This is a genomic window from Colwellia sp. 6_MG-2023, assembly GCF_030547765.1.
In the GTDB taxonomy this organism is placed as follows: Bacteria; Pseudomonadota; Gammaproteobacteria; order Enterobacterales; family Alteromonadaceae; genus Colwellia.
This window is the reverse complement of the sequence record NZ_JAUOPP010000029.1, coordinates 46,561-56,630: the sequence shown is the minus strand read 5'-3', so window position 1 is coordinate 56,630 and position 10,070 is coordinate 46,561. Positions and strand designations below refer to the sequence as shown.

7 protein-coding genes are annotated in these 10,070 nt (G+C 35.7%); 2 read left to right on the top strand and 5 right to left on the bottom strand.

Translation table 11 applies throughout. The features are described 5' to 3' along the window. Positions 1-708 precede the first annotated feature (708 nt). A complete protein-coding gene (gene sbcB / locus Q4503_RS16355) occupies positions 709-2,154 on the top strand; it encodes an exodeoxyribonuclease I (RefSeq protein WP_303602903.1) in 1,446 nt (481 codons plus the stop codon). Between the two features lie 153 nt (positions 2,155-2,307). Here sbcB and Q4503_RS16350 read toward each other — a convergent pair whose 3' ends face one another. From Q4503_RS16350 to Q4503_RS16340, 3 genes are all read right to left on the bottom strand, one after another. Then, the gene (locus tag Q4503_RS16350) at positions 2,308-3,669 is read right to left on the bottom strand and encodes a sigma-54 dependent transcriptional regulator (RefSeq protein WP_303602902.1); all 1,362 of its coding nucleotides are present in this window, start codon (positions 3,667-3,669) and stop codon (positions 2,308-2,310) included. A gap of 8 nt (positions 3,670-3,677) precedes the next feature. Then, on the bottom strand, positions 3,678-5,519 hold the full coding sequence (locus tag Q4503_RS16345; protein WP_303602901.1) for an ATP-binding protein: 1,842 nt from the start codon (positions 5,517-5,519) through the stop codon (positions 3,678-3,680). An 86-nt stretch (positions 5,520-5,605) separates the two neighbouring features. Beyond that, positions 5,606-6,661, bottom strand: coding sequence for a porin (locus Q4503_RS16340; protein WP_215973383.1), 1,056 nt, complete (start codon positions 6,659-6,661; stop codon positions 5,606-5,608). Positions 6,662-7,198: 537 nt separating this feature from the next. Between Q4503_RS16340 and Q4503_RS16335 the strand changes: the two genes are divergently transcribed. After that, positions 7,199-8,650, top strand: coding sequence for a DASS family sodium-coupled anion symporter (locus tag Q4503_RS16335; RefSeq protein WP_215973384.1), 1,452 nt, complete (start codon positions 7,199-7,201; stop codon positions 8,648-8,650). Positions 8,651-8,756: 106 nt separating this feature from the next. Here Q4503_RS16335 and Q4503_RS16330 read toward each other — a convergent pair whose 3' ends face one another. After that, positions 8,757-9,629 (bottom strand): NAD(P)-dependent oxidoreductase, encoded by an 873-nt coding sequence (locus Q4503_RS16330; RefSeq protein ID WP_215973385.1) that lies wholly within the window; start codon positions 9,627-9,629, stop codon positions 8,757-8,759. 68 nt (positions 9,630-9,697) lie between these two features. Beyond that, on the bottom strand, positions 9,698-10,069 hold the full coding sequence (locus Q4503_RS16325; RefSeq protein ID WP_303602900.1) for a HopJ type III effector protein: 372 nt from the start codon (positions 10,067-10,069) through the stop codon (positions 9,698-9,700). Between the last annotated feature and the right edge of the window lies 1 nt (position 10,070).

The following is a 10,070-nucleotide window of genomic DNA, read 5'->3' as shown; positions in this document are numbered from 1 at the left end:
TGATAACTAATTGTTAAAGAAGATATCGAGTAACTAGGTTAGTCGATATAGATGAGAGTCGCATTCGCTCTTCACCTGAGCAGATTAAGTCTAACTTAATCTGCGTTGCTCGTTGCTGTTGCCCCGAAGCAGGATGCGTATCATACGCTCCCGAGTTTTAATGTCAACATTTTATTTTGATATTTTTAAAAGTTTTTGCAAACTCTTAAACACTTCATTACTTAAATCAAAAGTGAACGTTAAGTTAACTATTTAGCATTAAATGAAAGTAGATAACTTATTAAAACAGTCCGTTGATGATTCGTTTTGCCTGAACCCCTTGGAACTGGAGCGCATTGTAGAGATTTATTATATTTGATCAAGCGTTATTTTCATTTTTATTCATTTAAATTGAAAAATAACATCATACGTTTATTATTAACCCAACAACTGTTCACAAAGCAAACAAAACGATGTATATCGGATTAAAGTGATAAAAATAATCTATATTTAACCTCACTGTCTTAGTTTGTAATAGCTTAGATTTAGTCACTACATACTCTCCCATGTCTAATTAACACACTAATAAAGAAATAGCTGTTCGTGAACATTTTCAATTCATTGTTGCTTACCATGTCAGCTAAAGCGATAATTAAATTATCAACTACAAAAAGTAATACTGAGTATTAATGCATAATAAAATATTAAAGCATGGAGTAATAACACCAAATGGACGCTAACAAACAACCTACAATTTTGTGGCACGATTACGAGACATGGGGAATTTCACCTGCGTTTGATAAACCTTCTCAGTTTGCTGGTATTCGCACTGATCTTGATTTAAACATTATTGGCGAGCCTGAAATGTTCTATTGTCAGCCTCCTGTAGATTATTTACCCCATCCTGAAGCGTGCTTAGTTACCGGTATTACACCACAAAAAGCACAACAAGCTGGTTTAACTGAGGCTGAATTTGCGAGTCGTATTCATCATTTATTTAGTACACCTAATACCTGTGTGGCCGGTTATAACAATATTCGCTTTGATGACGAAGTAAGCCGCTATTTATTTTATCGCAATTTCTACGACCCTTATGCCCGTGAATGGCAAAATGGTAATAGCCGTTGGGATATTATTGACATGGTGCGAGCTTGTTATGCTTTACGCCCCGAAGGTATCAACTGGCCAACGGTTGAACGTGATGGTGAAGAATTTGTAAGTTTTCGTCTTGAATTGTTAACAAAAGCCAATGGGATTAATCATGAGTCAGCACATGATGCAATGAGTGATGTTTATGCCACTATTGCTATGGCGAAGTTAATTAAAAATAAACAACCTAAGCTTTATGATTTTATTTTTAACTTAAAAAATAAAAAGCAAGTGGCTGAGCTACTGAATGTGGCTGAGATGACGCCAGTTGTTCATACCTCATCTAAAATATCATCGGCACACGGTTGTACTAGTTGGTTTGCGCCTATTAGTTATCACCCTGTAAATAAAAATGCTGTGATCTGTGTCGATTTAGCGCAAGATATCGAACCATTACTGTTATTAACCAGTGAAGAAATAAAAGCACGCCTATATACACGTTATGATGATTTAGCTCCTGATGAAAAACCTATCCCTGTTAAGTTAATTCACATTAATAAATGCCCTATTGTTGCTCCAGCTAAAACCTTGTTACCTGAGAATGCACAACGTTTAAAAATTCCTCGTGATTTTTGTTTAGAAAATTTAGCAACGTTAAAAAAACATGCTGAATTACGAGATAAATTAAGTGATGTGTTTGCGACGTCAGATTTTGACAATACAGATGTCGATGCAGAACAAGCATTATATGGTGGCAGTTTCTTTAGCCATGGTGATAAAGCGCAAATGGACATTTTACGTGGTTTAACACCTGAGCAATTAGCGAATCATCCATTTCAGTTTCAAGATGAACGTTTAAGTGTATTGCTTTTTCGTTATAGAGCAAGAAACTACCCGTATACTTTATCTACTGAAGAGCAACAAAAATGGCAGCAATATTGCCAAACCAAACTGCAATATGGTGGTAAAGGTATTTTATCACTTGATGAGTTTATGATTAAAATTGAAAACCTTGCTCATGAGCATGAAGAAGATAAAGCTAAAATGTCTGTGCTCAAATCCTTATATGAATTTTTACAAGGATGACAAACGGTAACGGTATTCTTCATTTTTAATCGAGTGTTTTACTTTCATTATTTTGCGCTATCACTTTGATTAATGTACAACATTGCAATTGGCAGAGTAATGAAAGTTACCTGCCAATTGCAAATATTCATAAGTCTGGCTGTACATTAATCACTATTGATATGTTGTTCGTTCTAGCTCATATTTTTTCATTTTATCGTACAAGGTTTTACGAGCTAGTTTAAGCTCTTCCATCGTATCTTTAATACAGCCTTCATTATTAGCTAACGCTTCTTCGATCAGAAACTTTTCAAAAAATTCAACTCGTTTTGTTAATCCCATACCATTATTCATCAAACTAGCGCGGGTATTTTCTTTAAAGTTAAATGCCGCAGATTCACCTAATAAGATGTAACGCTCAGCTAAATTACGTAATTCCCTAACATTGCCTGGCCATTCATAACTTAATAGCTGTGCTTTATGTTCTTGCGAAAGTGGTATTAACTCTTTTTTATAACGAGCTGAAGCTATCCTAGCAAAATGTAAGAATAGTAGTGGAACATCTTCAATACGCTCTCTTAAAGGCGGAATATCTACTTTAACTAAGTTTAAACGATAATATAAATCTTTGCGAAACAGACCTTCTTCACACAACTCTAATAAGTCGACCTTGGTAGCAGCGATAACTCTAACATCGAGCTCTATCCCTTCATTACCACCTAAGCGCACAATTTTACGCTCTTCTAACACTCTTAATAACTTAATTTGCAATGCCATTGGTGTACTTTCTATTTCATCTAAAAATAAAGTACCTCCATTTGCATATTCAAATTTTCCAATACGTTTTTTATCCGCGCCAGTATATGCGCCCTGCTCAGCGCCAAATAACTCACTTTCTATAATATGTTCAGGAATCGCACCACAATTGAGTGCGACAAAGTTACTTTCACGGCGAACGCTGTGATCATGTAAATAACGTGCAACTAATTCTTTTCCAGTTCCGGTTTCACCATCAATCAGAATGTCAGCGGGAGCATCCATCACTTGATTCAGTATATTTCGCATTTGAACGATATTAGCTGAGTTCCCTAGAATTCGAGGGCCTGGTAAACAATGAGCTTCAATTTCTTTTTTTAATTTTCTGTTTTCTAATACTAAAGAGCGATTCTCTAACGCTCGATTTACTGTATCGACAAGGTCATCATTATTAAAAGGTTTTTCAATAAAGTCATAAGCACCGTTACGCATTGCTTGTACAGCCATGGATATATCACCAAACCCCGTCAGTAATATAGTTGGAATAGCTAAGTCGATAACTTTAATTTTCTCCATAAGTTGGTGACCATCAACTTTCGGCATATTAATATCACTTATAACAATACCTGCCCAGGTATCACTTAACTGTTCAAGTAATTGGCTTGCTTCTGAAAAAGCTGTTACTTCAAATCCTTGTAATTCAAATAATTGTTCAATAGCACTTCTTATATGCTCTTCATCATCAATCACAAATACTGTTTTTAAACGTTCACTTTCCATATAAATCCTTAATCAACCTGCTTTCGGGGTAAATTAATGGTAAAAATTGCCCCACCATCAGGATGATTACTAACGTTAATTTGGCCTTGCATTGATTCAATAATGCGGTGTGAGATAGATAAGCCTAAACCTAACCCAAAATTATCTTTAGTCGTAAAAAAGGCTTCAAAAACACGATTAATATTATCCACTAAAATTCCAGGACCATTATCTTGTATTTCAATAATAACCCGTGATTCAGTGTTAGAAACAGAAACTCTTATTCGCTTATCTTCTTGCTCACTCAATGCCTGCATTGCATTACTTAATAAATTAACTAGCACTTGTTCAAAACGAATAGTATCACCAAACACAAATGAAGATGTTGCACTCGGTTCACAGGTGAGTTCAACTTTCCCCACTTTAGCTTGATGCTTCACTATACTCATGGCTGCCATTATACTGGTATGAACATTAACTGTGGTTGCTACACCAGTGCTTTTTTTAGAAAAACTATTAAACTGGCTAACAATATCGCTTAACCTATCAACTAACCCAATAATAAGCGTAAGATTATTCTTTACTTTATCTGTCATTCCACGTTCTTGATACGCTAATGCATTTTCAGAATAGCTACGCAATGCTGTTAAAGGTTGGTTAATTTCATGATTAATACTGGCTGACATACTCCCAATAACAGCTAATTTTTCTGATTGAATAAGCTCTTCTTGCATTTTATTCATTTGAATTTGCACTTGTTGTCGCTGCGCTATTTCCTCATGAAGTTTAACATTACTTGCACTTAAATCCGCCGTTCGTACCTCAACCTTCTTTTCAAGTAATTGTTGAGATTCTTTAAGCCTTCGGGCGTTTTTATAACGCTCGTTTGAAAAAAGAATTAAAAGTACCAACAATAAATAAGCACTTGTACTTTGTATGATTAATAACTCTCGTTGTTTATTTATTGGTTTTGTTGAACGCCATAAATGCACTTGCCAATTCACGTTTTTCATTAATTTTTGTAAAGCATACACCTGCTCGTTATGCTTATTTGTTTTTATTGCTAATAATTTACTGTCCACTTTTAGTGGAAAATAGTGACTTGACACTTTTGTAACGTTAAGTGGTTTAATTTCTTTATTTGCATATCGTTTACCCGTAATAATACTACGCTGCTTACTCTCAGATAAATCACCAATGGTTTTAAGACGCCATTCAGGCCTGTCTGAAATAAATATCACATCATCTGGTGCAACAATTAAAAAATTAAAACTGTCATGCAATACCGTTTTTTTATAATGATCTTCAATATCGGCAATACTAACTTTTAATGCCACAACCCCAATAACCGTGTTGTTATCCATTACTGGATAAGCGTAATAAAAACCGCGTTTACCACCGCTTAACCCTACGGCATAATAATGTGATAGCTGACCTTTTAATGCATCTTTAAAATAAGGTCTGAATTTAAAATTCATACCAATAAATGTAGTTGATGAAAGCCAATTACTAGCTGCGACTGTAATACCAGATTTATCGATAAGGTAAATATCAGAAGCTTGGGTCATGTGACGTATATCTGCTAGTAACTTATTTAGCCTTTTAACCTTTGAAGGATCGCTAGGGGATAGTAATACTTCTGTTATTAGAGCTTGTTTAGATAGTACTTCGGGGACTGTATCAAAACGACTCAGAATATTCTCTATATAGCTCACTAAGTTATCGAGTTGTTGGCTAGATTCTTGATGTATTTGCTGATAAGCATTACGCATGCCTATCAGCTGTGTTATCTCAATAACCGACAATAATCCCACAACAACCAAGAAGGAAGTAATATAGTTTTTACGTTTTAATTTACCTTGATAGCTCAAAAAAATTACCTTGTTAAAAACTCAATTTACTTTACCAACACAAAATTAACAGATTACTTGTTGTGGAACATTTGACATTTAAGCGATTAAAAATCAAATCTAGCCGCAACTTGTAGCTCCGACATGTTTTCACCTGTTGAAGGTAAACGCGTAGTGTCGTTATCTAATTGTTCAAAAGAAGTCCATAAACTAAAATTCTTCGAAAGATAACGGATATATTCTACTTTAATTGATCTAACATCGCCCTTAATTTCACACGCATTTATCGCATAACGTGCATGAACTTGATTATCACCTTGGCGCCATTTAGCATATAGACCCGCAGTTGAACGTTCTTCATCTATACATGCCGTCACTCCGCCAACATTATCAGTGTTTTTTCTTGATACTAATTTAACATTACCAGAAGAATTTCCACTATATATGTCGAAATCTTCTTCTGCTAATTGATAAAATGCAGACACGGTGATAGTGTCATTTATATCATACCAAGCTCGAACACCATATAAGTTCCCAGTATTATCACCTTGCTGATCTGCGATCAACGCGGCTTGGAGTTTTAATTTTTCATGGTGATATTGTGCTGCTACTTGGTATTGATCAATCGAATCACCATCTTCACCTTCGGTTTGTATTGCAGCGCCAAATTTCCAAGCATCGAATGACTTTTGCCATTGCAACATATCGTCATCGCGAATAGCGCCTTGGCGTAATGAATCTAATGCATCAGAAAAGTAAGCACTACGAACATATTGATGCCATATAATAGTTTGAGAGCCGTAAGTAACAGTACCAAATTTACTTTTTATACCTACATAGGCAAGACGTAAACCAGCACTTTGATTTTGATTAAAGTTAACACCGTCATCACCACGTAAACCGTATTCAACTTTAGCAATACCCGTTAAATCATTTGTTAACTGAGTATTAGCATTTACACCAACTCTACTTAAATAATCTCGACCATTTGCAGCATCATCAGCTGTGCCACTATCAATATAGTCAGCGCCTAAACGCAATGAGCCATAAAACTCACTGTTCACCTCGGCTGCATAGGTATTTAAACTTAAAAGAGAGCAACCAAGTATCAATGTATTTAAACACCAAGTACTATGCTTTTTGTTTACTAAATCGGATTTCATGTATTTCCCCTTGATCTTAAATTAACTTTAAGAAGTTTTTATATTTTTATAAGAGCCAACAAAAAAACTAAATATTTATCAGCCCCCTCTTATGGCAATATTCAGACCAATTAAAAATAAAAGAAAAAACAATTAAAATAAATGAATAACAATAAGTTAGAGGTTATTTATTTATACAGTGCAAATTAATATGGGTGGAATATCACCCTTGACGATTGATTTTGTATATAGAATTCCCCCCATAACCGTATTTTCATCAAAAGATAAAATTAACGATGCACAGCATAGCCAACACCTCCCTAATAGCCATATCACCTAAACTATTTCTTACTACTCTTATAAATTTTCTTGCTATGTATTCAAGGGCGGTTTTCCACACATAGCTATTAAATCATGGGGGGATTTCAATACATATAATAATTAAAAACAGAGTAAATATAAATAAAATACATATTTAACAATAAGATAAAAACATGGCAACGTCTTTGCTATGTATAAATTAGAATTATTATAAAAAACACTATCGGGAGTGAATTTATGACAGAGATTAAAGACAAAGAAACACCATTACGAATGCTTTTACTAGGACCAGCAATAATGCTGATCACTTTATTAACCCCTTCTCCTTTTGATGGTATGTCTGCTGTAGCATGGCATACTCTAGGACTAACCCTATGGATGGCAATATGGTGGATCTCTGAAGCAACCCCTGTTTCTGTTACCGCATTTTTACCTTTAATTGTTGCACCTATTGTAGGTATAGCCCCAATTAAGTTAACAACCTCTTCTTATGCTCATCCGCTAATATTTCTTTTTCTTGGTGGTTTCTTTATCTCCATTGCGATGGAACGTTGGAATTTACATAGACGAATAGCCTTAAAGGCAATGTCTCTAGCGAGTACTAAACCCAGTCACCAAATTGGTGGCTTAATGTTAGTTACTGCTTTTTTATCTATGTGGATGTCAAATACAGCAACGGCAGTAATGATGTTACCTATAGCACTATCCATTATTGAAATGGTAAAGCAAAAACAAAGTGGTGAAAAACAAGAAAACTTCTCAAAAGCAATGCTTTTAGCTATTGCTTTTTCTGCCAGCATTGGTGGTTTAGCTACATTAATTGGTACACCACCTAATGCGCTTATGGCTGCATATTTAGCTGATAGCTATAACATTGAGATCGGTTTTGCGCAGTGGATGATTGTAGGCGTACCATTAACAGCAGTATTATTATTACTATGCTGGTTAATTCTCACAAAAATATGTTACCAAGTTAACGAAGGTGAACATATTGATACACATGATATGTTTAAAAGTAAATTGAAAGAATTAGGTACAATGAGTAAAGGCGAAAAGTTAGTACTATTTTTCTTTGCGTTTGCAGCTATCAGTTGGATCTTAAGGCCTTTAATCGCCAGTATTACTGGGCTTGCTATATCAGATACCGGTATTGCTATGTTTGTAGCTTTACTGCTTTTTGTTGTCCCCGTTGACCGAAAAAAAGATATACGCATTTTAGCTTGGGAAGACACCAAGAAATTACCTTGGGGCGTACTGTTACTTTTTGGTGGTGGCTTAGCCTTAGCAAGTCTAATTAAACAATCAGGGCTTGCAGACTTTATCGCGATTCAACTTCAAGCAACATCAAACATTCCCCTTATTGCTGCTATTTTGGTTGTTACCGTTACGATATTATTCCTAACTGAGATAACGAGTAATACCGCAACTGCTGCTAGCTTTTTACCTTTATTAGGGCCAATATCAGTTACCTTAACTGATGGACCTATGATGCTAGTTATTCCGGCTGCTTTAGCTGCTAGTTGTGCGTTTATGATGCCAGTAGCAACCCCACCAAATGCAATTGTATTTAGCTCTGGTGAATTACGCATTGCCGATATGGCCCGAGCAGGGTTTTGGCTTAATATCGCCGCTATATTTATGATAGTACTATTAATGTTAACGGCTGTACCTTTAGTGTTTAATCTATAACCTAGCCACTATACACGCTTTGTATCAGCGCCAGATAATTAGTCTGGCGCTGATTTAAAAACTATTCAAGCGGTGTTACCTTTTTATAACATTACTTTCTAAACTGCTACTTTTTGAAACGAGAAATAAGACTTGAGGTGTCCCAACGGTTACCACCCGCGTTTTGAATTTCTTGATAATAACCATCAATTTGTTTAGTGGCGGTTAAATCAGCTCCTAACTTTTCAGCTTCATTAAAGGCGATAGCAAGATCTTTTCTTACCCAATCGACAGCAAAACCAAAATCAAACTCTCCAGCACACATCGTTTTCCCCCGATTATCCATTTGCCAAGAGCCAGCCGCACCTTTGCCAATAGTATCAAGTAACTTATCTGTATCTAAGCCTGCTTTTTTCGCAAAGTTCAAGCCTTCAGCTAAGCCTTGAACTGTATTAACAAAACAAATTTGATTCACCATTTTTGCTAACTGGCCTGAGCCAACGGAACCCATTAATTGACTAAAACGGGCAAATGCGCCCATAACGGGTTCAACTTTAGCAAAGACGGTTTCGTCACCACCAACCATCACCGTTAATACGCCATTTTCAGCGCCAGCTTGCCCACCAGAAACAGGCGCATCTAAAAAGTATTGCCCATTTTGTTCAGCAATAGTAGCAAGCTCTACCGCAATTTCTGCTGATGCCGTTGTATGATCAACTAAAATACTACCAGTAGGCATACCAGCGAATATCCCTTGCTCACCAAGAACAACTTGTTTTAAGTCATCATCATTACCAACACAACAAAAAACAATCTCACAATCGTTAGCAGCTTCAGCCGGTGTTTGTGCGAAAGAGCCTGAAAATTCTGCCTGCCATTTTTTAGCTTTTTCTGTTGTTCGGTTATACACACAAACATCATAACCCGCTTTTTGTAAATGCCCTGCCATTGGGTATCCCATTACACCTAAGCCAATAAATGCTACTTTCATTATACTCATCCTCATTGCGTTGTTCTGATTTAACAAAACGGATTTATCAAAAAACTATAAAATATTTAACACGACTTTTAAGCTGACGGTAGAAGCGCTAAAGCAATAGCGTCAAATTTAATACCCTGCCAACCTGTTTTTATAAAATTTCTAATATTACCGTGATCATCACCCAGTGGGTTTTCCAACACATCTTCACGATAATAACGACCAAAACACGCTAATGTTTGTTGCTGATTTAGCTCATTTAATTGCGCAAAATAAAATATTTTACATGAACCTTCATTGGCGCCCGCTTGATTAACAAGCTCACCATTAGTGAAAGACGTTGGTTGATAATTATAACTGTCTTTAATAACTTGCATTACTTGCTCAAATTCAACAGTGGCTGATTGTTGTTTAATTTGCGTTAGTAATGCTGACAAACTATTAGTATTATTTTCTTGCATA

Coding starts and splice junctions, on each gene's coding strand:
- sbcB (WP_303602903.1), top strand. CDS start 709: ATGGACGCTAACAAACAACCTACAATTTTGTGGCACGATTACGAGACA.
- Q4503_RS16350 (WP_303602902.1), bottom strand. CDS start 3,669: ATGGAAAGTGAACGTTTAAAAACAGTATTTGTGATTGATGATGAAGAG.
- Q4503_RS16340 (WP_215973383.1), bottom strand. CDS start 6,661: ATGAAATCCGATTTAGTAAACAAAAAGCATAGTACTTGGTGTTTAAAT.
- Q4503_RS16335 (WP_215973384.1), top strand. CDS start 7,199: ATGACAGAGATTAAAGACAAAGAAACACCATTACGAATGCTTTTACTA.
- Q4503_RS16330 (WP_215973385.1), bottom strand. CDS start 9,629: ATGAGTATAATGAAAGTAGCATTTATTGGCTTAGGTGTAATGGGATAC.
- Q4503_RS16325 (WP_303602900.1), bottom strand. CDS start 10,069: ATGCAAGAAAATAATACTAATAGTTTGTCAGCATTACTAACGCAAATT.